Genomic DNA, 24,186 nt, shown 5'->3' on the forward strand with positions numbered 1-24,186 from the left:
CACTTATGATTGAAATAGTATTATTCGTTGTTTTGGTAATTTATGTTGTGTTTATTTTGCAACTGATATTTGGTTTTGATAAAGTAAAATCATTTGTAAGAACAGATGAAAAACCTGTCACAAAATTTTCGATAATTGTTCCTTTTAGGAATGAAGAAAAGAATTTGCCGAAACTTTTAAAATCAATTTCTAAGCTAAATTATCCAAAGGATTTATTTGAAATTATTCTCGTTGATGATTTTTCTACCGATGCTTCGGAACGTGTTTACATCAAATGGCGTATGGAAAATGGATTGATTGAAACGACGCTTTTAGAAAATCTACGTTTATCCAATTCACCGAAAAAAGATGCCATTTCTAGAGCAATTCCGATTTTGAAACACGATTGGGTTGTAACAACTGATGCCGATTGCACAGTAAATAAAAACTGGCTTTTGACTTTAGACAATTTTATTCAAAAAAATAATACCGAAATGGTTGTTGGCGCTGTGGTTTATAAAACTAAAAACAACTGGTTTCATCAGTTTCAGCAATTGGATTTATTGAGTTTGCAAGGAACTACGATTGGAAGTTTTGGAATTGGAAAACCGTTTATGTGCAACGGAGCAAATTTTGCTTATACTAAAAAACTTTTTAATGAAATTGGAGGTTTTGGTGGAAACAACAAAATGGCAAGTGGTGACGATGTTTTTTTATTGCAAAAAGCATTGAAAAATAATGCTGATAAAGTACATTATCTAAAAAATACAGATATCATTGTAAAAACAAAACCCGAAAATGATTTGTACAAATTGTTTATGCAACGTGTTCGATGGGCAAGTAAAACAACCGGGTATTCTGGATATTACTCTAAAAGTTTGGCGGTTATGGTATTGTCGATGAACTTTAGTTTGATTGTTAGTTTGTATTTATTAATTACAAATTGCCTCAATTGGAAAACTTTACTAATTGTCTTTTCAGTTAAATATTTTGTTGATTATTTATTGCTTTTGAAATCGAATCAATATTTGAGAAAAAATAAATTTATATTCCCAATTGCAAGTAGTTTGGTTTATCCTTTCTTCTCGAGTTTTGTTGGACTTTACTCTCTTGTTGGAGGTTTTACTTGGAAAGGTAGAAGCTTTTCTAAATAATTATTTTTCAGTTTTGATTATAACTGGTAAAACAAATTGGGTTTTTACAGGAATTCCGCGTTTTATGGCTGGATTTACTTTTGGAAAATCCACTAATTTTACTCTTAGAATACTATCAATTTTAATGGTATCATAAGCGACTGTATCTTTTGGAAATTGTGGCTCAAATTGCATTGAGGCATCAGGATTGACCGTAACCCTGACCTCTATAGTGTCTAATTCTGGATACAAAATAGATAAGGTGTCTACACTTAGCTTTTGTTGAATTGTACTCGCTAAAAACTCAAAAAAACATTGTTTACGTAGTGTTTCGTCTGAAATGGCTTCACAGTCTGCAACAGATGGATACTCATCTACTTCTTTCCAATTGATTTCCTTCATTTCTTTTTCCAACAATTCTTGTTCAGAAGGTACTTGCTTCTCAAAATATTGACAAGAAACTAAAGAAATTAACAAGATATAAGAAACAATTTTTTTCAAAAGATTATGGTTTGGATTTTAAATACTCAGCATAGCTTTTATTAAACCATTCTTGCTTCGTTTTATCGGATTCTTCTTTTTGGTCTTTGTACAAAAGTCCTAATTTTTCTGAATAAATAGCAATTTTAATGGTATAAGTATAATATTCTTCTTTTGTCAAAGTAATCTTACTGTCAGATTGTTTCTGAAAAAACTCAAAAAACAAAGTGTCAAAGTCTTTTTTATCAAAAGAAAGTACTTCTTTCTTGTATTTAGTATAAAGTGTTTCTTTTATTACAATATCTGGATCTACAGATGCTGTCTGCTGCGCAAAAGATTGACTTGTGGCACAAAAAATTAGACTAAAAAAAACCGCTATTTGAATTATTTTTCTCATATTCGTTTTCAAAAATACTAAAAATTTATTTCAATGGATATTATATTAGTTGTTATTGGGTTACTATGTTGTATTCTTGGCTTATTAGGAAGCTTTCTTCCTGCTTTACCAGGACCACCAATTAGCTGGGTTGGCCTTTTGTTACTATACTTAACAAGCTTTGTAGAAAATAATTATTGGGTTCTTGGAATAACACTTGTGTTAACCATAATTATTTCTGTTTTAGATTATGTTATTCCATCAAAAGGAACTCAAAAGTTTGGAGGAACTAAATATGGTGTTTGGGGAACCAATATTGGATTAATCATAGGATTATTTTTTCCGCCAATTGGTTTTATAATTGGACTATTTGTTGGTGCATTTATAGGAGAATTAATATACAACTTTGACGATAAAAAAGGAGCTCTAAAAGCAGCTACAGGAGCTTTTCTTGGATTTTTAGCATCTACATTTATGAAATTTATGGTTTGCTTGTGTTTTATCGTTTTGTTCGTTTATGTGGCAATTAGCAGTTATATACAGACCTAAACTAAAAAGTTCCAAAAAAACAAAAAAGCCATCCACAAAAGTGGAAAGCTTTTCATTGGTCTAACTACTAAACCGTGCTACGAGTTACAAAGTCGTAGCGAAACAACACAACTAATTTTGAGTGACTCTTTGAACATTAACATTTGTTCTAGACTTCACTTCGGATGCTTTTTTGGGCAAAAAAGCACTTCATTTCTGAAGTGCTTTTCCCAATTTAGCGGTCTGGACGGGACTCGAACCCGCGACCCCATGCGTGACAGGCATGTATTCTAACCAACTGAACTACCAAACCATCGCTTTATTGCGGTTGCAAATATACACACGTTTTTTATTTTTGCAACTATTTTTTTAATTTTTTTTCAATTAATTTCAATGAAATCAACCAAAGTTTTGTTTTTCAACCAAGTATGTCGTAAGAATTTTTTCAAAATTTGCTCCAACATTTACTGGAACGTATTTAATTTTGTTTTGCGCACAGGTTAAAGATAACTTTTTGAAGTATTCTGAAACGTTTTTTTCATATTCTTCTTTAATATTTTCAGCATATAAATTGATAACTTCACCCGTTTCTACATCAATAAACTTTCTTGGCGAGTTGTCAAAATTGAAATTTAACTCGGTTTTTTCATCAATTACATGAAAAACTACTACTTTATGTTTGTTATGTTTTAGATGTTGTAATGCGTTAAAAAGCTGCTCTTGATTGCCGTCTTGAAACATATCTGTAAAAAGAACAATCATAGAACGACGGTGCATTTTTTCGGCAATTAAATGAAGATACGTTATTGTATCTGTATTTTTTGGTGTTTTAGAATTCTCAAGTAAATTTTCTAATTGATTTAACAACATTCTATGATGTCTATCACTCCCTTTTTCAGGTGAATAATATTCATACTTATCAGAAAATACACTCAGTCCAACAGCATCTCTTTGTTTCTTTAGTAAATTCATTAAAACAGCCGATGCAAGTACCGAAAAACCAATTTTACTTTCGTAAAAAGGTTGGTTGCTTTTCAATTTCGGAAAATGCATGGAAGACGAATTATCAATAATCAAATGACATCGCAGGTTGGTTTCTTCTTCAAATCTTTTGGTATATAATCTATCGGTTTTCGCAAAAAGCTTCCAATCGATATGTTTTGTACTTTCGCCTGAATTATAAATTTTATGTTCAGCAAACTCAGCGGAAAACCCATGAAATGGTGACTTATGCATACCCGAAATAAATCCTTCTACTACTTGATTAGCCAGTAATTCAAGATGCTTAAAACCAGATATTATTTCTTTTTGTTCTTCTATCCTCATAGTTCAAATGTAAATAAAAGTTTAAGAGTTTAAAAGTTTAGAAGTTTAAAAGTTTCACAAAGTTTTTATAATTTTTGATTTTTTACAAATACAGAATACTAATTAGCCCTGATGCAAGGGAAAAACCTCGCATTTCTTGCGAGTTTTGGAAAGGCAGCAGGAAAAGGGATTACTGAAGATGCCCGAATGATTCGCTACTGATAATCATCAGCATAAATCATAAAAAAACCCTTCAAAAATTTCTTTTCAAAGGGTTTCAAAACAATTATTATTAATTTATTATAGTAATGCGTCTATAGCATCTGTATAAGTTTTCTTTGGAGCAACACCAACTTGGCGACCAACAACTTCTCCATTTTGGAAAATTAAAACGGTTGGAATGTTTCTAACTCCGTATTTTGCTGCAAATTCTTGATTGGCGTCTACATCTACTTTACCTACTACAGCTTTACCTTCATATTCTGCAGAAACCTCATCAATAACTGGTCCAACCATTCTACATGGTCCACACCAAGCTGCCCAAAAATCTACTACTACTGGTTTATCTGATTTTAATACTACTTCATCAAAAGTAGCATCTGTTATTGCTAATGCCATATTTTTTTATATTTAGTTTATTAATTATGAAGTACAAAGATAAAGAAACATTTCGCTTCTGAATTGTAACTTACATTACTTTTAACTATTTTTTTATTGAAAGAATTGATGCATTTAATTTTCAAGTGACTTTAAAACAGCAAGCAACATTTCACCTTTCAATCGTTTTGCATAATTTGGATTGATGTATAAAAACTCAATTTCTCTATTTTCATCCAAAATATATACCGTTGGAACTGGAAGAAAACCCGGATTTTTTCCTTCTGAATATTTATCTAATTTTGGTTTGTCTCTTTTAAAAGCTATAACCAAAGCCTCAGAAAATTTTCCGTCACTATCTGAAAATAATTGGTAGTTTAATTTGTCTTCTTTGGTAGTTTCTTTTAAAAATTTTGGAGAATCTGGACTGATTGCAACTATTTGATAACCTAATGCAATAATTTGATTTTCAATTTCTTGCATTTCCATTAATTGCGAATTGCAATAAGGACACCAACCGCCACGATAGATAATCAAAACCGTTTTTTTGTTAAAAATGTCACTAGTCGAAACCGCTTTATTATCAACAGAAATCAAATCTTGTTTCGGAATTTTTTCTCCAATTAATAGTGGTGAAATATCTTCTGCTTTCTCTGCAATTTGTGCAAAACTAAATCCTGAAATTGCCAACAAAATAAAAAGGAACTTTTTCATGGGTATTTTTTTAATTTATTTAGCAAAGATAAAGCCGTCAAAATAATTGAAATGTAAGATGGATGACATTAGAGATTAATTCAATTTAAAATTCACCTGCAACTTCTCTAATTGTTCCAATAATTCTTTTGAAATTTTCACTTTTAGCTTTCTGCTTTTCATTTCTAGTGAAGTTATTTTGCGTATTTCCTCAACTTCTGTTTTGGTGATTTCCATCGCAACTTCTTCTTCATTATCGGTTTCAACTTCAATGATTTCGTCTTCTGCTTCTGATTCATCATCAGTTAATTCTGCAGAAGGAATTGGCATTGGAGCAGCAACAGTTTCTATCGTTCTTTTAACAATTTCGGTTTCTACTACTTCAAAATCTACTTGCTTATCACCTTCATTTTGTTGAAAAACAGCACTCAATTGTTGAATTAAATCTTGTTTTATATCTTTAATATTGATTTGAACTGCTAATTTTTTGGCAAAAGTTGGCAAAACATCGGCTAATAATTTGGCATCAAGAAAAGTAATTCGCGGATCAGATTTCTTTCCGGTTTCGCGATTTACCCAGCCATCTTTTACATTAATTTTAAAATAAATAAACTGATTATTAACCAAGAAATGACGGAATTTCAGATACTCTTCATCAAAAATTCTAAAGTCATAACTTTCGTCATATCCTTCCAAAGTAAACATTGCCCAATCTTTTCCGTTTTTCCCTGTTCGATACTGCACATTTGTTACGATACCTCCAAAGGTTAGATTTTTACCAATTAGGTTTCCTAAACTCTTTAAATGCGTCAATTTCACATTGCAGAAATAATTCATTTCAAATCGATAATCATCAAGCGGATGTCCCGAAATGTATATTCCGACAACTTCTTTTTCTTTGGCTAATTTTTCCATTGTACTCCATTCTTCACATGGTGGCACAACTGGTTCGGCAATTTGAACATCACTAGCTTCACCAAATAAACTCACTTGTGATGAATTTTCGTTTTCTTGAAATTTGGAACCAAATCGCATGGCTTTTTCTAGAAATGTAATTCCTTCGCCTTCAATGTGGAAATATTGAGCACGATGCGTATCGGGGAAACAATCAAATCCTCCAGCATAAGCCAAACTTTCAAACGCTTTTTTATTGGCAGAACGCAAATCAATTTTTTTAGCCAAATCAAATATCGACTTGTAAGGCGCATCTTTTCTACTTTGAACAATAGTATCCACAGCATTGGCTCCAACGCCTTTAACAGCTCCCATTCCAAAACGTACGGCATTGTTTTCGTTTACGGTAAATTTATAATACGATTCGTTTACATCTGGACCAAGAACTTGCAATCCCATACGCTTACATTCTTCCATAAAGAACGAAACTTGCTTGATATCGTTCATGTTATTAGAAAGCACCGCAGCCATATATTCCGCTGGATAATGCGCTTTTAGATAAGCCGTTTGATAAGCAATCCAAGCGTAACATGTGGAGTGCGATTTATTAAAAGCATAACTTGCAAAAGCTTCCCAGTCTTTCCAAATTTTTTCCAAAACTGCTGCATCATGACCTTTTGCTGAAGCTTGTTCCACAAATTTTGGCTTCATTTTATCCAAAGTTGGTCGGTCTTTTTTACCCATTGCTTTACGCAAAACGTCGGCATCACCTTTAGAGAAATCGGCTAACGATTGTGACAAAAGCATTACTTGCTCTTGATAAACCGTAATTCCGTAGGTTTCGCCTAAGTATTCTTCGCAAGCATCTAAATCATATTTTATTTCCTCTTCACCATTTTTTCTACGGACAAAAGAAGGAATATATTCCAATGGTCCAGGTCGATAAAGTGCGTTCATAGCAATTAAATCACCAAAAACTGTTGGCTTTAAATCACGAAGGTATTTTTGCATTCCAGGTGACTCATATTGGAAAATACCAACCGTTTCACCTCTTTGGAATAATTCATAAGTTTTAACATCGTCAATTGGAAAAGTATCTGGATCTAATTGAATTCCGGTTCTGTACTTTACTAATTTGACTGTGTCTTTTATTAAGGTAAGGGTTTTCAAACCCAAGAAGTCCATTTTTAATAATCCGGCACTTTCTGCAACCGAGTTGTCAAATTGGGTTACATATAATTCAGAATCTTTGGCTGTTGTAACTGGAACGAAATTCGTAATATCACTTGGTGTAATAATCACTCCACAAGCATGAATTCCTGTATTTCGGAGCGAGCCTTCCAAGACTTTAGCTTGTTGAATAGTTTCACCTGATAATTCTCCGTCGTTAGCAATAGCAATTAATTCTTTTACTCTATCAAATTCATCGGAACGTAATGCTTTTTTGACGTCTTCTTCTTTTTCAGAAATGAATCGAGCCAAATTCCATTTAGAAGGCATCATTCCTGGAATTAATTTTGCAATTCTATCGGCTTCAAAAAGTGGTAAATCCAATACTCGAGCCGTATCACGAATGGCCGATTTGGTTGCCATTTTACCATAAGTAATAATCTGAGCTACTTGATTTGAACCGTATTTATTGATAACATAGTCCATAACACGACCACGACCTTCATCGTCGAAATCAATATCAATATCGGGCATCGAAACCCTGTCTGGATTCAAGAATCTCTCAAAAAGCAAATCATACTTAATCGGGTCAATATTGGTAATTCCTAAACAATAAGCAACCGCAGAACCTGCAGCAGAACCACGACCTGGACCAACCGAAACGTCCATTTTTCTAGCTTCGGCAATGAAATCCTGTACAATTAAGAAATAGCCAGGATAACCGGAATTGGAAATGGTTAGTAATTCAAAATCCAATCGTTCTTGAATTTCTGGAGTAATTTCTCCATAACGCTTTTGAGCGCCATTCATGGTTAGATGTCGTAAATAAGCATTTTCACCTCTTACTCCACCATCAGCTTCATCTTCTGGATTTACAAATTCTTCAGGAATTGTAAATTTTGGAAGTAATACATCGCGATACAACGAATAGGTCTCAACTTTATCAATAATTTCTTGAACATTGATTATGGCTTCTGGCAAATCAGTAAACAATTTTTTCATCTCATCTTCCGATTTGAAATAATATTCCTGATTTGGCAATCCATAACGATAACCTCTACCTCTACCTATTGGTGTGGCTTGTTTTTCGCCATCTTTAACACACAATAAAATATCGTGGGCATTCGCATCCTCTTTGTTTACGTAGTAAGTATTATTGGTAGCAACTAATTTTACTTTATGCTTTTGTGAAAACTCAATCAAGGTTTTATTGACACGATTTTCGTCCTCTTGATTGTGGCGCATGATTTCTAAATAAAAATCATCTCCAAATTGTTCTTTCCACCAAATTAGCGCTTCTTCAGCTTGATTTTCTCCAACATTTAAAATTTTACTCGGAATTTCACCATATAAATTTCCTGATAAAACAATGATATCTTCTTTATATTGCTCCACAACTGATTTATCAATTCTAGGAACGTAATAAAAACCATCGATGTATGCGATAGAAGACATTTTGGCTAAATTATGATAGCCTTTTTTATTTTTCGCCAAAAAAACTACTTGATAGCCGTTATCTTTTTTTGTTTTGTCTTTATGATTGTCACAAATATTGAACTCACAACCTACGATTGGAATAATTTCATTGTCAGATGGTTCTTCTCCGTTTTCAATTGCGGCTTCAATTTTGGGTTTAACAGCTTTGTTATGATTCATAACCGCACTTACAAAATGAAAGGCACCCATCATGTTTCCTGTATCGGTCATGGCTACAGCAGGCATTTTTGTTTTTGCAGCTGCGGCAACTAGTGACGGAATTCCGATGGTAGATTGTAAAACTGAAAATTGGGAATGGTTGTGTAAATGAGCAAATCGAGATTGTTTAAAATCTTTTTTATCGGCTTCAGAAATAGATGTTTGAACCGTTTCATCTTCACTTTTTTGAAGTTTTTTTCTGATTTGTTCAGAAGCTTCTTTAAGATTGATGTGTTTCAATCCAATTAATTGAATTGATCTTAGATTTTTTAATTGAAAATCTTCAAAATATTCTGGTTCAACATCAAGTTCTTCTTTAGTAAAAACTTCTGTACGAATTAATTCTAAGAAACAACGTGTTGTAGCTTCAACGTCGGCAGTTGCGTTGTGTGCTTCTGCAAATGGTTCGTTAAAAAGATATTGATGTAATTCTGTTAATGTTGGCAATTTGAATTTTCCGCCTCGTCCACCAGGAAGTTTTAATAACGATGCTGTAACTTCGGTACAAGTATCTAAAATTGGCATTTGCGACATTGGAGAACTGATTCCCATTCGGTAGAATTCGCAACCCATGATATTGATATCAAACCCAACGTTTTGTCCGACGATATACTTTGCTTTGGATAATGCTATATTGAATTTCTCCAACATTTCTTTAAGTTGGATGCCTTGTTGTTGTGCTAATTCGGTTGAAATTCCGTGAATTCTTTCGGCATCATAAGGAATATTGAAACCTTCTGGATTAATAAGATAATCTTGATGTTCAACAAGATTTCCCATATCATCGTGCAACTGCCATGCAATTTGAATACATCTTGGCCAATTGTCTGTATCAGAAATTGGTGCAGCCCAACTTTTTGGCAATCCTGTGGTTTCGGTGTCGAATATTAAATACATACTTTATAAAATTCCAATTGTAAAACTCCAAATTCCAATTGTAAAATCATTCATTTTGGGATTTGAAATTTATTTTTTTGTTAATTATCAAAAGTACATTTTAAGGAAGAGATTGTCAATTTTAGTTATTAACAAAAACAAAAAAACCATCCGAATTCTCGAATGGTTTTTGTAGTATAATAAGTTTGAAAAACTAGTATCTTCCTCTGTTACCGCCACCACTGTTTCTATCGTTGTAGCTTGAACCACCACCACGAGAATTACCACCACCATTGTAACCACCACTACTTGGACGGTTGTTAGAAAAAGATTTTCTCTCTCCTTCTGGTTTTGGTTCTGATTTGTTTACTACAATTGTACGACCTTCTACAGTAGCACCGTTCAATTCAGTAATTGCTTTTTCAGCTTCTTCATCGCTTTCCATTTCAACAAAACCGAAACCTTTACTTCTTCCAGTAAATTTATCAGTAATAATTTTAACAGAACTAACCGATCCGTACACTTCAAAAGACTCTCTTAAATCTGCTTCCTCAATACTCCAAGGAAGACTTCCAACAAAAATGTTCATAATTTTATTTTAAAATTCCTGTCAAAGGTACACTAAATAAAATGTAATCTACTATTAATTAGGTATTAATTATTATTTTAACAAAAAAAGCCGTTCCTAAATTGGGAACGGCTTTTTGTAAATATCTTTTATTTTTTTATGGTGCTGGAACAATTGGAATCTTGTAAAAAGTTCCATATTGAAAATTAACTAATGGCGAACCAACTGCACCTAAATTTATGGCATTAAATTTAAATGTTCCAGTAACAGTAGTGCCTGTGTTTTCTGTTATAACAACTTCTCCATTACTTCCTTCTACATTTAGAACTCTCACTTTAGCGTTATTTCCACCACCTGTAATTGTTATTAAATCTCCTGCTTTGTAGCCATTTCCTGGAGAAGCAACTTTTACTGATGTCACAACACCACTAGTATTTGTTATTACACTTAATGTTAATCCAGAACCTGAACCACCTGTAGTTGCATGAGAACTGTTGCATGCATAACTGCCATCAATCAATACGCAATCAGAAGTATATCCTGATCCGCCAGCGAACATTTGCGAATTCATTCTAGCAACAGGTCCATTTATGATTTTAGTTTCATAATTCAAATTAACATCATCAAATGATGAAGAATAAGATGCCATGGTATTTAGATTTGTTGTACCTAAATAATATGTTCCTTTAGCTCCACTAGCAATATCAATTTCTACTTCTTCATCCTGCGCAAGAGCTACCAAAGTTAAAGCTCCATTAGATGACCTATATGCTTTTACATCAATACCATTAAAAAAAACATCATCTCTGTAAGCCTGAAATGCAGGATTACTAAATTTAACTTCTTCACTACATGATGCTAAAGCAAGCGTAATTACTAATAAGGAAACTAATTTTTTCATTTTGAATATGTATTACAACCACAAAAATAGTTTTTTTCACGAATTAAGCTATTTTTTTTAACTAAAAATCGATGAAAAAGTATTTTTTTTAATTGTATTAGTTTGAATGAAAAAGTTTTATATCTTTGCACCCTTAATTAATCGAGGTCGAGTACCTCAAAATTTAATCAAAAAGATTATGTCAGTAAAAATTAGATTACAAAGACACGGTAAAAAACAAAAACCATTTTACTGGATCGTAGCGGCTGATGCTCGCGCAAAAAGAGATGGTAGATTCCTTGAAAAATTAGGAACTTACAATCCAAACACAAATCCTGCAACTATTGATTTAAACCTTGACCAAGCGGTACAATGGTTACACAATGGAGCTCAACCAACAGATACTGCTAGAGCAATTCTTTCTTACAAAGGTGCTTTATTGAAACACCACCTTGATGGAGGAGTTCGTAAAGGCGCTTTAACTCAAGAACAAGCTGATGCAAAATTAGCTGCTTGGATTGAAGAAAAAGCTGGAAAAGTTGACGCTAAAAAAGACGGATTGTCTAAAAAACAAGCTGAAGCTAAAGCTAAAGCATTAAAAGCTGAAGTTGCTGCAAACGAAAAACGTGCAAACGCTGCTGCTGAAGCATTGAAAGCTGCTGAAGCTCCAGAAGTTGTAGAAGAAGAAGTTGCTGAAGTTACCGAAGAGGTTGTTGCTGAAGTTGCTGTTGAGGAAACTCCTGCAGTAGAAGAAGCTCCAGCTACTGAAGAAGCTAGCGAAGAAACTGAAGCTTAATTTGTTGCGATAATGCGTAAAGAAGATTGTTTCTACTTAGGCAAAATCGCTAAAAAATTTAGTTTTAAAGGTGAAGTCCTTATCTATTTAGATACTGATGAACCAGAGTTATATGAAGATATGGAATCAGTTTTTGTTGAATACAACAAAAATCTGGTTCCATTTTTTATTGAAAATTGTAACCTACACAAAGGTGATTTTCTTCGAGTGAAATTTGAAGATGTCGATGATGAAGCAGAAGCTGACTCTATTATGGGTTGCGAAATTTACCTTCCTTTAAATATGTTGCCAAAACTTGAAGGCAACAAATTCTACTTTCATGAAGTTATCGGTTTTGAAATTGAAGACCAACGTTTAGGAGTTTTTGGAAAAATTGTTTCAATAAACGATACCTCAGCACAACCACTTTTTGAAGTAATCAATGGCAATGTTGAAATACTTGTCCCTATGATTGATCAGTTTTTGGTTAAAATCGATAGAGAGAATAAGAAAGTAATTATGGATTTACCAGAAGGATTGGTGGAAATGTATCTTTAGGAAATTCCAATATTTTAAATCCCAAATTCCAATCCTTAGAAAAATTCTAATTTAAAAAATTTGACTTTTATGAGTAAACCATTTGATTTAGAGGAAAGAACTTATTTGTTTGCTAGAGATTGTAGACTATATATTGAAAAACTACCAAAAACTATTTCAAATATTGAAGACGGAAAGCAATTAGTTAGATCTTCGGGATCTGTTGGCGCTAATTATATTGAAGCTAATGAAAAACTAGGCGATAAAGATTTGTCTTTTAGATTAAAGAATGCTAGAAAAGAAGCAAAAGAATCTAAATATTGGATACGCTTATTAGAAGACTTAAATTCTAATTTAAAAGAAGAATCAAACTTATTGTTTATTGAAGCCGAAGAATTGAGAAAAATACTTTCTACTATAATATCTAAAACATCCTAAATTTAACCTGAGTTCAAATTGGAATTTGGAATTTAAAATATTGGAATTTTATAACTATGTTTTCATTCAAACAATTTAACGTTCAACAAGACAAATGCGCTATGAAAATTGGCACAGATGGCGTTTTACTTGGCGCTTGGTGTCCGATTGATAATAACCCATTTTCGGTTTTGGATATTGGAGCTGGAACTGGAATTTTGTCATTGATGTTAGCGCAACGAAGTAATGCCGAACAAATTGATTCTTTAGAAATTGATGAGGAAGCCTACGAACAATGTGTGGAAAACTTCGAAAATTCTCCTTGGTCTGATAGATTATTTTGTTTTCACGCAGGTTTGGATGAGTTTGTTGATGAACCCGAAGATGAATATGATATCATAATTTCAAATCCTCCATTTTATTCAGAAGATTATAAAACTGACAGTTCTCAGCGTGATTTGGCAAGATTTCAAGATGCCTTGCCTTTTGAAGATTTGATTGAGGCTGCCGATTTACTATTATCTGAAAACGGAATTTTTGCTGTTATCATTCCTTTTAAAGAAGAAGAACGATTTATAGATTTATGTTCCGAAGTGGAACTGTTTCCTGTAAAAGTAACTCGTGTAAAAGGCTCACATACCACACCTATTGTTAGAAGTTTACTTGCATTTAAACGTTACGAACTTTCTGTATTAACAGCAGACGAATTGGTTATTGAAATCAGTCGTCATGAATACACTGATGATTACATTAATCTTACAAAAGATTTCTACTTGAAGATGTAATTTCACTTTTAATAATATTCTTTCTTTTTTTCGTAAAAAAATTAACAAATTCTGAAAATTTATAACATTCGTTGAATGATATAATAAATTAGTTTATGTAATTTTGCCATCATTAAAATTTCAATCAAATGAAACCAGATTTATTTCAAGCTCCAGATTATTACTTGTTAGACGATTTGCTAACAGAAGAACATAAATTAGTTAGAGATTCTGCTCGTGCGTGGGTAAAAAGAGAAGTATCTCCAATAATTGAAGATTATGCACAACGTGCTGAATTCCCTAAACAAATCATCAAAGGTTTGGGAGAAATTGGTGGTTTTGGTCCTTATATTCCTGAAGAATATGGCGGTGCAGGATTAGATCAAATTTCTTATGGTTTGATTATGCAAGAAATAGAAAGAGGTGATTCTGGTGTTCGTTCTACTTCATCAGTTCAATCTTCATTAGTGATGTATCCAATATGGAAATTCGGAACTGAAGAGCAAAGAATGAAATATTTGCCAAAATTAGCAACAGGAGAATTCATGGGTTGTTTCGGGTTGACAGAACCAGATCATGGTTCGAATCCAAGTGGAATGACTACGAATTTTAAAGATATGGGTGACCATTATTTATTGAATGGTGCTAAAATGTGGATTTCAAATGCTCCATTCGCAGATGTTGCTGTGGTTTGGGCAAAAAATGAAGAAGGAAGAATTCACGGATTAATTGTTGAACGTGGTATGGAAGGTTTTACAACTCCAGAAACGCATAATAAATGGTCACTTCGTGCAAGTGCAACTGGTGAATTGATTTTTGATAATGTAAAAGTTCCGAAAGAAAATTTATTGCCAGGAAAATCTGGTCTTGGAGCTCCAATGATGTGTTTGGATTCTGCAAGATACGGAATCGCTTGGGGTGCAATTGGTGCTGCAATGGATTGTTATGACACTGCTTTGCGTTATGCAAAAGAAAGAATTCAGTTTGACAAACCAATTGCTGGAACTCAATTACAACAAAAGAAATTAGCCGAAATGATTACGGAAATCACTAAAGCACAATTACTTACTTGGAGATTAGGAGTTTTGCGTAATGAAGGAAAAGCCACAACAGCTCAAATTTCTATGGCAAAAAGAAACAACGTTGATATGGCAATAAACATTGCTCGTGAAGCGCGTCAAATTCTTGGCGGAATGGGAATTACAGGAGAATATTCTATCATGCGTCACAGTATGAATTTAGAATCTGTAATTACTTATGAAGGAACACACGATATTCACTTGTTAATTACTGGCGCAGATATTACTGGAATTCCTGCTTTTAAATAAAAATTAAATCTCATTGCCTTCGAGAGCCTCAGGCAACAAAATTTAATTAAACAATAAATAAAATTGATATAAAAAGCTTCTCTATTTCGAGGAGCTTTTTTACTTTTGATAAAGTATTTTGAAATCTAAATGGTTTTATTTTACGTAAATGCTAAAAAAAAAAATTGCAATGACTATTCAAACCATCAACAACAATATTCAAGAATATAAAAATCAATTACTTACCCATTCATTATATGAGAAAGTAAAGACCATTGAAGATCTTCACTGCTTTTTAGAAAATCATATCTATGCCGTTTGGGATTTTATGTCGTTGTTAAAAGCTTTACAGAACAAGCTAACATGTACCTCAACACCATGGTTACCAATAGGAAATCCTGAGATACGTTACTTAATCAACGAAATTGTAGTTGCTGAAGAAACCGATTTAAGTATAGATGGATTACGTCAAAGCCATTTTGAAATGTACATTGATGCAATGGAACAATGTGGCGCAAATACTACGCAAATACATGAATTTTTAATTAACGTAAAAGCTACTCAAAACATTTTTGTATCCATCAAACAAAGTGATTTGCATCCAAATGTGAAAGCTTTTTTAGATTTCACTTTCAGAGTTATTGAAGAAGGAAAACCACACAAAATTGCCGCAGCATTTACTTTTGGAAGAGAAGATTTAATTCCGAATATGTTTACTGAAATCTTGAAAAACTTTCAGAACAATTTTCCTGAAACCGATTTGTCAAAATTGATTTACTATTTTGAACGTCATATCGAACTTGATGCTGACGAACACGGACCAATGGCAATGCAAATGGTAACTGAACTTTGCGGTGATTCTGAACAAAAATGGAAAGAAGTTGAAGAAGTTTCTGTTCGAGCACTTGAAAAACGTATTGGACTTTGGAATGCTATCGAAGAACAAGTGGAACAGAAATTAGAAATGGTTTAATACTACTTTTGATAAATTAAATTTCATTACTTTTGATTTCTATCAATCCCATTTGGAATTTGGAATTTAAAATATTGGAATTTAAAACTTATGTCATCTCAAACAAGATTAACACGCGCCTACAAAGAAGCTAAACGAATTCAATTTACCAATCAAGATAAATTTATTCTGTTTAGTGATTGTCATCGTGGCGATGGAAGTTTTGCTGATGATTTTGCCAATAATCGCAATATTTATGTTCACGCTTTAAACCAATATTACAAAAACGGGTTTCAATATGTAGAACTTGGTGATGGTGATGAACTATGGGAAAATTTATTTTTCAAAGATATTTTGGAAGCCAACAAAAATGTTTTTTTATTACTAAAGAAATTCTATTTGCAAAAAAAACTTCACATGATTTATGGAAATCATGATATGGTTTATAGAAATCCTTCTATTGTAAAAAAGAATTTTGCAGAATATTTTGATACCGGCGAAGGAAAAAACATGCCTTTGATGCCCGATTTAAAGTTTCATGAAGCTATCGTTTTAGAAAACTCAGAAACAGGTCAAGAATTATTTTTAACCCACGGACATCAAGCCGATTTTTTCAATTATGTTGGTTGGAAATTCAATCGTTTTTTTGTGAGAATTCTGTGGAAACCTTTGCAAGTTTGGGGAATAAAAGACCCAACAAGTCCGGCGAAGAATTATCTTGAATCCATAAAAGTAGAACGAAGAATTAAAAAGTGGATTGCTGATAATGGGAATAAAATAACTATTGTAGGTCATACACACCGACCTCGTTTTCCAAAACCTAATCGAAATGCACTAAACTTATTTAATGATGGAAGTTGTGTCCATCCAAGAAATATTACCGGCATTGAAATAGAAAACGGAAAAATCGCTTTAGTCAAATGGTTGATAGACACTAATAATGATGGTGTTTTACAAATTGTAAAAGAATATATTGAAACTCCTGTAGATTTAATTTCGTATAAATCATTATGAAACATTTACTTAAAATAAGTTGTTTACTATTATTTACTTTACTTGTTAGTTGTTCAGCAAATGACACTGTGCAAACATCATCAAGTGGAAAAACAATTAAATATTTAGCTCTTGGAGATAGTTACACCATAGGACAAAGTGTTTGTGAGACTTGTCGTTTCCCAATTCAATTGCAAAACGAACTTAAAAACTATCTTACCTCAAAAGATGTTTTTATAACTAATATTATAGCTCAAACAGGTTGGACAACTACCAATTTAAAATCGGCAATTGCTTCACAAAATCCAACGAATGATTATGATTTGGTAACTTTATTAATAGGTGTCAACAATCAATATCAAAACAGACCTTTCAGTCTATATGAACAAGAATTTCCAGAATTGGTAAACATTGCCATTGATAAGGCAAAAGGAATAAAAGCAAATGTAATTGTAGTTTCAATACCAGACTATGCCTACACACCTTTTGGAAATGGAAACACAACTATTTCGATGCAAATTGATGCTTACAACGCTTTTGCAGAAAATTATTGCATTCAAAATAACATCACTTTTGTGAACATCACTGATATTACTAGACAAGGATTAATCCAACCTAATTTGGTTGCCATTGATGGTTTACATCCTTCAGAACTTGCCTATTCTAAATTTGTGGAAAGAATTTTTCCTAAGGCTAAAATGGTTTTGGGGTTGTAACTCCGTTACTTTTTGGATTTCCAAATAAATCCATCCAATAAATAATGAGTAAACTGAGGAACTGTTAGCAAAGGAACTAAGATAAATTGCCAATTTGAAAAGTCAAAGTTTGTTATTGAAATTTGTTCGTTCCAAACTAAAATCTCCCACAAAAATTCTTCGGAAAAAGCTATAATCATAAGGATTATTACAAAAATAAATACACCTTTATATTGCTTTAGAATGCTTAAAAATCCTAAATCTTCTTTAGTTTTTTTCTCAATTTCGTTCAAATAAATCAAAGACATATAGGGAATTCCGTGCGAAACAACATTTAATAATGTAAAAACTAAATCGTTATTAAAGTAAACAATCCCAAAATACCAAGAAAGCATTGTTCCAACAATAATAGCGTTTTTTGGGATGTTAAAAGAGTTCGATTTTATCGAATTATAAACGGTTCTAACGAGATAAAATACTACTATTGCAAAATAGATCCATTTAAAAACCTCAAGTAATGTTGCGTTTTCATACTTCAAAAATTCATTTTCTACAAACCAATTGAACTTTCGTTTTGGAGATAAAAACCAATACAACATGGGATAAACAGTAGCCGAATAAATAATTAAATTATCAATCCATGCATACGTTTTATCTTCATTTCTAGAGTACAATCGCATAAAACCATATTGCTGACGAATGAAATGAAAAACAGCCACATAAGCCAAAACAGACCAAAACACCTGACTTCCAAATAGAAATAAAATGAAACCAATTAAGAAACAAAAAATGGGCAATCCAATGTACAATTGCTTTCTTCTTTGAAATTCTGAGGCAACAAAATAGGTTTTAAATAATGTAGAATAAACATGAGCAACATCAATAAAAACAATTAAAAACAACCAAGTATAAAACGAATAACTTTCTTCGATTTCGGTTAACCAATTTTGAAATAACAAAACAATTGCCAACACGATAAAAGATGGTGCAAGTATAAAAACTCCGTCGGTTTTAGCTTTATGTATCCATGGTTGAACCATTACACTATTTTATTTACAACGTTAATTCCTTGATGAAAAGCTTCTTCAAAAATAGATATTCCCGATAAATCTGAATGTGCAAAATGGATTTTATCATCAATAGATTGCCCTGCTTTTCGTTTGCTTTCGCCAAATAGAAATTCTGGTTTTGGGCTAATCATTCCGTGACCTAACAAATGAATATCTATACTTTCTGTTACTTCTTCAATATTAGGATGCGCAATTTTCAAATCTTCGAAAACTAAATTTTTCCAATATTCTTTTGGTTTTTTATAGATTTCTCGTCTGCTTTTCCCACAATCAGATGATGAGAAACTGTAATAATACGTAATCACTTTTTTATCCTGAATTTGTTGCAACGACTGATGTTGATCGTAAATATAACCCAATCCTTTCGAGCCATGAGCCACATTATCCCAGCACAATGGAAAACTAAAATTATCGGTTAAATCAGAAACTACTAATGTTGCCAAAAGCCAAGGCGCATAATGAAAATCTTCGGTTAATTCTTTTCTGTCTTTAAACAAATATTGATTTACAAATTGTGGCGTTGCCATAATAATTTTATCAGCAATAATCTCAATAGAAGTTTTTGTTTTATCATCAAAAACCAAGGCTATTGCTTTACAATTTTCGATTTTCACTTCGTAAACCAAATGATTTTGCAATGTTTTTCCTTTGGAATATTTTTTTAAATGATGCGTAAGTCTTGCGTTACCTTCGGGCCAAGTTAAAACGTTATCATTTTTATCTTGCGTACTGTTTTGTTTTCTCGCTGCAAAATAATGAATTCCGGCGTAAGCAGAAACGAATTCAATTCCTAAACCAAAATCATCTCTGCAGCAATAATCTACATAAACCAAAAGCGGATTTGATTTAAAATTTTGTTGCTCCAACCATTCTTTCATAGTTAGTTGGTCCAAACTTTTAACGGCATCATTTTGAGAAGATAGAGCCATCGGAATATTGAACCAATACAAACCAAAGTCATCTTTTTTGGTTCTAAAATCATCCATCATCGAAAAAAATCGAAGCAATTCTGCGTCTTCCTCTGCTGAATTTCCAACTTTCGGAACAATTCCTTCTTGCCAGTTGTTTTTATAAAATAGTCGTTCATCTGGTGAAAACGTTAGTTGCGTTTCATCAAACTTTGGAAATCCTTTTTCATCATAACCTAAAATAATTTTTTCTTCTTCAAGAAATTGCAACAACTCTTTATCTTCTTGATTTGGTAGAGGCAAATAATGCGCACCAAGAGGAAATTTAGAATACTGATTTTCACCATTGGAAGAATTTCCACCCAAATGATTTTCTAATTCAACCAACAAAAATTTGGAAATTCCTTTTTTAGAAAGCTGTCTTGCAGCAGTTAAACCGGTAATTCCGCCACCAACAATTAAATAAGGAATAGAAATTTGCTTAGAAGGTTTTGAAAAATTCTTAACTCGAAGTTTATGTCCTAAAATATGATTGGTTCCAGACAATCGAATTAAAAGTGTAATCACTTGTTCTTTACAAGCATTAAGAAGTGGAACAATCAGTAAAGTTGCTCCTAAAAACTTGAAGAAATTCCTTCTCGAACTACTATAATTTTCCCCATTCTTCATCGAAATAGCGTACTAAAACTTGGTTATCTAATCGATTAATTTCAATGTCTTTTGAAATCATATCTTTGGAAAAATAATTGAATTTTTCAAACTGATAATTGTAAAAACGCAATCCATCAACGGTTCTATTGACTTTATTGAAATTGGTTCTAAAACCATTTATTGCAATAGTAAAACCCCATTCACCAAACGATGGAACATAAGCATGATAAGCATCAATTTGAGGAAAAACTTGCATTGCTGTTTTATTGATACACCAAAATGATTTTGGAGCAAAGTAAGGCGAAGTCGTTTGAATTACTACTACAGCATCCGTTGAAAGCAGCTGTTGCATCGTGCTGTAAAAATTCAATGAATATAATTTACCCAAACTATAATTGGAAGGATCCGGAAAATCGATGATTACTACATCAAATTTTTCTTTGGTTTCTTTAGCCCAAATGTAGGCATCTTTGTTGTAAACCGTAACTTTGGGATTGTTCAAAGCGTTTTTATTAAAATCGACTAGCACTTGATTGGTTTTAAACAACTTGGTCATGCCTTCATCTAAATCGACTAATGTAATTTTTTTTACTTCTTGATATTTTAGAATTTCACGAACCGCTAAACCATCTCCACCACCAAGAACTAATACATTATCAACTTTTTTAGCCATTGACATTGCTGGATGAACCAAAGCTTCGTGATAGCGGTATTCGTCGGCTGAACTAAATTGGAGATTGTTGTTTAAGTATAATCGATAATCGCTTTTATTGTGCGTTAAAACGATGCGTTGGTATTGAGTCGAATTGGTATAAATGATGTTTTCGCCATACAATTTACCTTCTGAATAGGACAGTATATTTTCGGAGAAAAAGAAAGTTACCAATAAAACTAGAAAAGAAAAAATTGCTTTAGCTCGCAGTAGTTTTACTTTTTTTAATTCTGATTTTAATAAATAACAAAGTACAATAGCAATAGAAATATTAATCATTCCGAAGAATAAAGATGTTCCTATAATTCCGAGTTTTGGAACTAAAATTAATGGAAAAAGAATGGATGCTAATAAAGCTCCAATGTAATCAAATGTAAAAACGTTGGAAACCAAATCTTTAAACTCAACTTTGTCTTTAAGGATGTTCATTAGTAACGGAATTTCCAATCCGACAAGACAGCCTGTGACGAAAACTAAAAAATAAAGAATAAATTGAAAGGCAAAAGCGGTTTCAAATAACAGAAAAAGTATAACCGAACTTAATCCGCCAATTAATCCGACTAGAATTTCGATTTCTACAAAAGTATTGAGTAGATTTTTGGTTAAGAATTTCGAAAAATACGACCCAATTCCCATCGAAAAGAGATACACTCCAATAATGAAAGAAAATTGTTTTACAGAATCGCCCAATAAATAACTCGCCAAAGTTCCTGCAACTAATTCGTAAACTAGCCCACAAGTAGCAATGGTAAAAACTGCAAAAAGTAGTAAATATTCAAATTTTAGAAATTTATTACCCATGAATAGCTGCGCTAATAATCATTGAAATTCCAATAATTAAGGCTGCAAAAACAATAGCAACAGCAACATTATTTTCTTGAGTAATTTTTTTCCAAGTGTTTTCTGGAGTAATTTTTTCTACAATAAAATAGGCAACAAAAAGCACTGCAATTCCAACAGCTGAAAACACTAATGAGTTGATAACAAGTTGTCCAATATTCATAATTTTAATTTTTTTAGTTATTTATGATAAAAACGATTTACAGAACTATGTCCTGAATTAGTTGGTTTGTAATTTTCAGTCGATTCGCAGTCACATAGGCTATTTCCTTGAGTTGTATAATAAAGGAATAATCCGTAAAAACACAAACCTATTATCAATGCTAGATAATTTTCTTTTATAAAATTTGATACTTTTTCCATGTACAATTTATTTTATTCGCTCCATCGTTTTTCTTCAAAATATTTTGAAATGTAATAGACAATAATAACAAATACAACCATAAAAATAAGCGTCATATAAAAATTTCTTAATGATGGTTTATTCCAAGTAGCACTTATATTTATTAAACTATTTGAATAATCTTCGGCAGCTTTTAAAGGCGTGATTGTTAAATGATATTTTCCTGCTCCAACACCACAAATATTAAAATCTTCTGCTGTGCTTCCTTCAGTCCAACTTTCACCATCGGTATAGCCGTGATAATACTCTATATCTTTGGATGCGTAAACTTCTTCATTAGTTTTTTCATTTACTAATGCAATTTGAACATTTGCCCAAGAGTTATTGACATTAGATGAAACCGAAATTTGTAATGGAGCCGAACTTCCTTTTAGTTCAAAAGAAGGACTAACAAAATCTTTACTGGTATAATTTTCAAAAGGAATTGAGGTGTTTAACACTTCTTGCTGCGTTCTATCTTTGTTTAAAAACCAATGTGATACTAAAATTAGGATGGCCACAGAACAAAAAATCATGACTAAATTCCTAACATTAATAGGAAAAGGTTGTGCCATTCCAATTTCAGATTTTGATGGAATTGCTGAAGATTTGAAAGCACTTTTTATGGCACTTCTAGAAATATGTTTGCCATAAAATGCGGTTTGCTCTTTTCCGAATTTTTCGAACGATACTATATAGGGTGGATTTATATATTCGATTAATTCAATTTTATCCAAAATATTATAATCAAAATATCCTGATGCGTAATCTAGTTTAGGATATGTGTAATCATATCTATCAAAAGTTTTGTCAAGATAATCAATTGTTAATGGATGATTGCCAACTTTCTTTTCAAATTCAATTTGCTCCAATAAAATAAAATTTCCTGAAGACTCTGATAAATAGAGAAACTCTCCTTTTTCGTTTTGTAAAACATACTCTGCCCATCTTGTAACCGCATCGAATCTCTTAATTAAAAGTCCAATGATGGTATAGGTTTCATTTTTAAAGTCAGCTTTTTGACCAACAGAAAAAGCATTGTTGTAAATTTCTTTTTTAAATCGATCCTTGAATGTAAATTCATTGTTGTTATTCTTTGAATACAATGTGCCACAACTTGGACAGGCAAAAAAACTTACGTCAATTTTTACATCTAATTTAGTTTCAGTATTACAATGGAAACAAGGAAAATCCATATCTATTTATCTATTAATTTCAAAATCTTTTAAAACAACTGCATTAAAATAATTTATAAAAGCATTGGTAATACTTTTTACTTTTTGAGTATTATCTTGTAAATAATTACACAAATAAACATCAAGAGTAAGCTGCTTAAATTCTGGCCATGTGTGAATACAAATATGAGATTCTTTTAAACAAATAGCAATGGTAAAACTATTATTTTCAAAATTATGAGTAATTATTCCAACTTTTTCGAGTTCAAATTCTTGGATAACTTTTTCTGAAAATACAATAAAAGAGCTGCTATTCATGAGCAAATCAATATTTTCAACTTGAAGTGTAACTAACTTATGTAATCCCGGAGAATAGGTGTTTTGATCCATCAAAATAAGATTCCAATTAATTTAATGGAATATTTTGATTATACGTAAGTGTTAAAATTTTGTTACAAAAAAAAGCGAAAATTTCTTTTCGCTTTTTTATTATTGTTCTGGTGCTATTTCGAGTTCTAATCCGTCGATTTCTTCAGTAATTGGAATTTGGCAACCCAATCTTGAGTTTTCTTTTACATGATAAGCTTCCCAAAGCATGGCTTCTTCATCTGGATTTCTTTCTAATGAAATAACATCATTTAAAACGTAGCATTGACAAGAAGCGCACATTGCCATTCCGCCGCAAACACCAACAGTTCCTTCTTCGGCTAGTTCATAGGCACGAATTAGTTCCATGATGTTCATGTTCATGTCGGTTGGAGCTTGGACTTCATGTCGTTCTCCGTTTCTATCGGTTATGTATACTGTTACGTCTTGTGACATTTTATATGGACT

General features: G+C 32.2%; 26 protein-coding genes and 1 tRNA gene. 10 read left to right on the forward strand and 17 right to left on the reverse strand.

Annotated features, from left to right (window positions below; all coding sequences use genetic code 11):
• Nucleotides 1-5 precede the first annotated feature (5 nt).
• A complete protein-coding gene (locus ABD766_RS12195) occupies nt 6-1,133 on the forward strand; it encodes a glycosyltransferase family 2 protein (RefSeq protein WP_344816950.1) in 1,128 nt (375 codons plus the stop codon).
• Here ABD766_RS12195 and ABD766_RS12200 read toward each other — a convergent pair whose 3' ends face one another.
• Together ABD766_RS12200 and ABD766_RS12205 are read right to left on the reverse strand one after the other, a co-directional pair.
• Nucleotides 1,134-1,613 (reverse strand): hypothetical protein, encoded by a 480-nt coding sequence (locus tag ABD766_RS12200; RefSeq protein WP_298305654.1) that lies wholly within the window; start codon nt 1,611-1,613, stop codon nt 1,134-1,136.
• A gap of 4 nt (nt 1,614-1,617) precedes the next feature.
• Complete coding sequence (locus tag ABD766_RS12205) at nt 1,618-1,989, reverse strand: hypothetical protein (RefSeq protein ID WP_344816951.1); 372 nt, start codon at nt 1,987-1,989, stop codon at nt 1,618-1,620.
• 33 nt (nt 1,990-2,022) lie between these two features.
• On the opposite strand from ABD766_RS12205, the gene ABD766_RS12210 reads away from it, so the two are divergent.
• Nucleotides 2,023-2,517 carry a DUF456 domain-containing protein gene (locus ABD766_RS12210; RefSeq protein ID WP_344816952.1) on the forward strand — a complete coding sequence of 165 codons (495 nt, stop codon included), beginning with the start codon at nt 2,023-2,025 and terminating at the stop codon, nt 2,515-2,517.
• Between the two features lie 218 nt (nt 2,518-2,735).
• Here the strand turns inward: ABD766_RS12210 and ABD766_RS12215 are convergent.
• The 7 genes from ABD766_RS12215 to ABD766_RS12245 all read right to left on the reverse strand — a co-directional run bounded on the left by ABD766_RS12215 (nt 2,736) and on the right by ABD766_RS12245 (nt 11,195).
• Nucleotides 2,736-2,809 (reverse strand) — tRNA-Asp (locus tag ABD766_RS12215).
• A gap of 86 nt (nt 2,810-2,895) precedes the next feature.
• Nucleotides 2,896-3,822 carry a DUF58 domain-containing protein gene (locus ABD766_RS12220; RefSeq protein WP_344816953.1) on the reverse strand — a complete coding sequence of 309 codons (927 nt, stop codon included), beginning with the start codon at nt 3,820-3,822 and terminating at the stop codon, nt 2,896-2,898.
• 279 nt (nt 3,823-4,101) lie between these two features.
• Nucleotides 4,102-4,419 carry a thioredoxin gene (gene trxA / locus ABD766_RS12225; protein ID WP_035128033.1) on the reverse strand — a complete coding sequence of 106 codons (318 nt, stop codon included), beginning with the start codon at nt 4,417-4,419 and terminating at the stop codon, nt 4,102-4,104.
• A gap of 114 nt (nt 4,420-4,533) precedes the next feature.
• Complete coding sequence (locus ABD766_RS12230) at nt 4,534-5,112, reverse strand: peroxiredoxin family protein (protein WP_344816954.1); 579 nt, start codon at nt 5,110-5,112, stop codon at nt 4,534-4,536.
• Between the two features lie 75 nt (nt 5,113-5,187).
• Nucleotides 5,188-9,747 carry a DNA polymerase III subunit alpha gene (gene dnaE / locus ABD766_RS12235; RefSeq protein ID WP_344816955.1) on the reverse strand — a complete coding sequence of 1,520 codons (4,560 nt, stop codon included), beginning with the start codon at nt 9,745-9,747 and terminating at the stop codon, nt 5,188-5,190.
• Between the two features lie 193 nt (nt 9,748-9,940).
• Nucleotides 9,941-10,315: an RNA-binding regulator gene (locus tag ABD766_RS12240; protein ID WP_298306287.1), complete on the reverse strand. Its 375-nt coding sequence runs from the start codon at nt 10,313-10,315 to the stop codon at nt 9,941-9,943.
• A 136-nt stretch (nt 10,316-10,451) separates the two neighbouring features.
• Nucleotides 10,452-11,195 carry a DUF6252 domain-containing protein gene (locus ABD766_RS12245; protein WP_344816956.1) on the reverse strand — a complete coding sequence of 248 codons (744 nt, stop codon included), beginning with the start codon at nt 11,193-11,195 and terminating at the stop codon, nt 10,452-10,454.
• 178 nt (nt 11,196-11,373) lie between these two features.
• On the opposite strand from ABD766_RS12245, the gene ABD766_RS12250 reads away from it, so the two are divergent.
• The 8 genes from ABD766_RS12250 (at nt 11,374) to ABD766_RS12285 (ending at nt 17,635) form a co-directional block, all read left to right on the forward strand.
• Nucleotides 11,374-11,970, forward strand: a complete 597-nt coding sequence (locus tag ABD766_RS12250; protein WP_344816957.1) for a 30S ribosomal protein S16 — start codon at nt 11,374-11,376, stop codon at nt 11,968-11,970.
• 12 nt (nt 11,971-11,982) lie between these two features.
• Nucleotides 11,983-12,507 (forward strand): ribosome maturation factor RimM, encoded by a 525-nt coding sequence (gene rimM / locus ABD766_RS12255; protein ID WP_298304784.1) that lies wholly within the window; start codon nt 11,983-11,985, stop codon nt 12,505-12,507.
• A 69-nt stretch (nt 12,508-12,576) separates the two neighbouring features.
• A complete protein-coding gene (locus tag ABD766_RS12260) occupies nt 12,577-12,924 on the forward strand; it encodes a four helix bundle protein (RefSeq protein WP_344816958.1) in 348 nt (115 codons plus the stop codon).
• Nucleotides 12,925-12,980: 56 nt separating this feature from the next.
• Complete coding sequence (locus tag ABD766_RS12265) at nt 12,981-13,688, forward strand: tRNA1(Val) (adenine(37)-N6)-methyltransferase (RefSeq protein WP_344816959.1); 708 nt, start codon at nt 12,981-12,983, stop codon at nt 13,686-13,688.
• A 128-nt stretch (nt 13,689-13,816) separates the two neighbouring features.
• Complete coding sequence (locus ABD766_RS12270; protein ID WP_344816960.1) at nt 13,817-14,995, forward strand: acyl-CoA dehydrogenase family protein; 1,179 nt, start codon at nt 13,817-13,819, stop codon at nt 14,993-14,995.
• A 169-nt stretch (nt 14,996-15,164) separates the two neighbouring features.
• Nucleotides 15,165-15,947 carry a DUF3050 domain-containing protein gene (locus tag ABD766_RS12275; RefSeq protein ID WP_344817051.1) on the forward strand — a complete coding sequence of 261 codons (783 nt, stop codon included), beginning with the start codon at nt 15,165-15,167 and terminating at the stop codon, nt 15,945-15,947.
• Nucleotides 15,948-16,037: 90 nt separating this feature from the next.
• Nucleotides 16,038-16,940 (forward strand): metallophosphoesterase, encoded by a 903-nt coding sequence (locus tag ABD766_RS12280; protein ID WP_344816961.1) that lies wholly within the window; start codon nt 16,038-16,040, stop codon nt 16,938-16,940.
• Complete coding sequence (locus ABD766_RS12285; protein WP_344816962.1) at nt 16,937-17,635, forward strand: SGNH/GDSL hydrolase family protein; 699 nt, start codon at nt 16,937-16,939, stop codon at nt 17,633-17,635. The genes ABD766_RS12280 and ABD766_RS12285 overlap by 4 nt, the downstream gene beginning before the upstream one ends.
• A 5-nt stretch (nt 17,636-17,640) precedes the next feature.
• On the opposite strand, the gene ABD766_RS12290 is transcribed toward ABD766_RS12285, so the two are convergent.
• From ABD766_RS12290 to ABD766_RS12325, 8 genes are all read right to left on the reverse strand, one after another.
• Nucleotides 17,641-18,654: a hypothetical protein gene (locus ABD766_RS12290; protein ID WP_344816963.1), complete on the reverse strand. Its 1,014-nt coding sequence runs from the start codon at nt 18,652-18,654 to the stop codon at nt 17,641-17,643.
• Nucleotides 18,654-20,261 carry an NAD(P)/FAD-dependent oxidoreductase gene (locus tag ABD766_RS12295; protein WP_344816964.1) on the reverse strand — a complete coding sequence of 536 codons (1,608 nt, stop codon included), beginning with the start codon at nt 20,259-20,261 and terminating at the stop codon, nt 18,654-18,656. Before ABD766_RS12295 ends, ABD766_RS12290 begins: the two co-directional genes overlap by 1 nt.
• On the reverse strand, nt 20,239-21,756 hold the full coding sequence (locus tag ABD766_RS12300; RefSeq protein ID WP_344816965.1) for a polyamine aminopropyltransferase: 1,518 nt from the start codon (nt 21,754-21,756) through the stop codon (nt 20,239-20,241). Before ABD766_RS12300 ends, ABD766_RS12295 begins: the two co-directional genes overlap by 23 nt.
• Entirely contained in the window at nt 21,749-21,958 is a 210-nt protein-coding gene (locus ABD766_RS12305; protein WP_344816966.1) for a DUF350 domain-containing protein, read from the reverse strand. The genes ABD766_RS12300 and ABD766_RS12305 overlap by 8 nt, the downstream gene beginning before the upstream one ends.
• A gap of 17 nt (nt 21,959-21,975) precedes the next feature.
• Nucleotides 21,976-22,158: a hypothetical protein gene (locus tag ABD766_RS12310; protein ID WP_344816967.1), complete on the reverse strand. Its 183-nt coding sequence runs from the start codon at nt 22,156-22,158 to the stop codon at nt 21,976-21,978.
• A gap of 12 nt (nt 22,159-22,170) precedes the next feature.
• The gene (locus tag ABD766_RS12315; RefSeq protein ID WP_344816968.1) at nt 22,171-23,373 is read right to left on the reverse strand and encodes a DUF4178 domain-containing protein; all 1,203 of its coding nucleotides are present in this window, start codon (nt 23,371-23,373) and stop codon (nt 22,171-22,173) included.
• A 6-nt stretch (nt 23,374-23,379) separates the two neighbouring features.
• The gene (locus tag ABD766_RS12320; protein ID WP_344816969.1) at nt 23,380-23,742 is read right to left on the reverse strand and encodes an S-adenosylmethionine decarboxylase family protein; all 363 of its coding nucleotides are present in this window, start codon (nt 23,740-23,742) and stop codon (nt 23,380-23,382) included.
• Between the two features lie 99 nt (nt 23,743-23,841).
• Nucleotides 23,842-24,174, reverse strand: a complete 333-nt coding sequence (locus tag ABD766_RS12325; protein ID WP_344816970.1) for a 2Fe-2S iron-sulfur cluster-binding family protein — start codon at nt 24,172-24,174, stop codon at nt 23,842-23,844.
• Between the last annotated feature and the right edge of the window lie 12 nt (nt 24,175-24,186).

Source organism: Flavobacterium cheonanense (assembly GCF_039539185.1).
In the GTDB taxonomy this organism is placed as follows: domain Bacteria; phylum Bacteroidota; class Bacteroidia; order Flavobacteriales; family Flavobacteriaceae; genus Flavobacterium; species Flavobacterium cheonanense.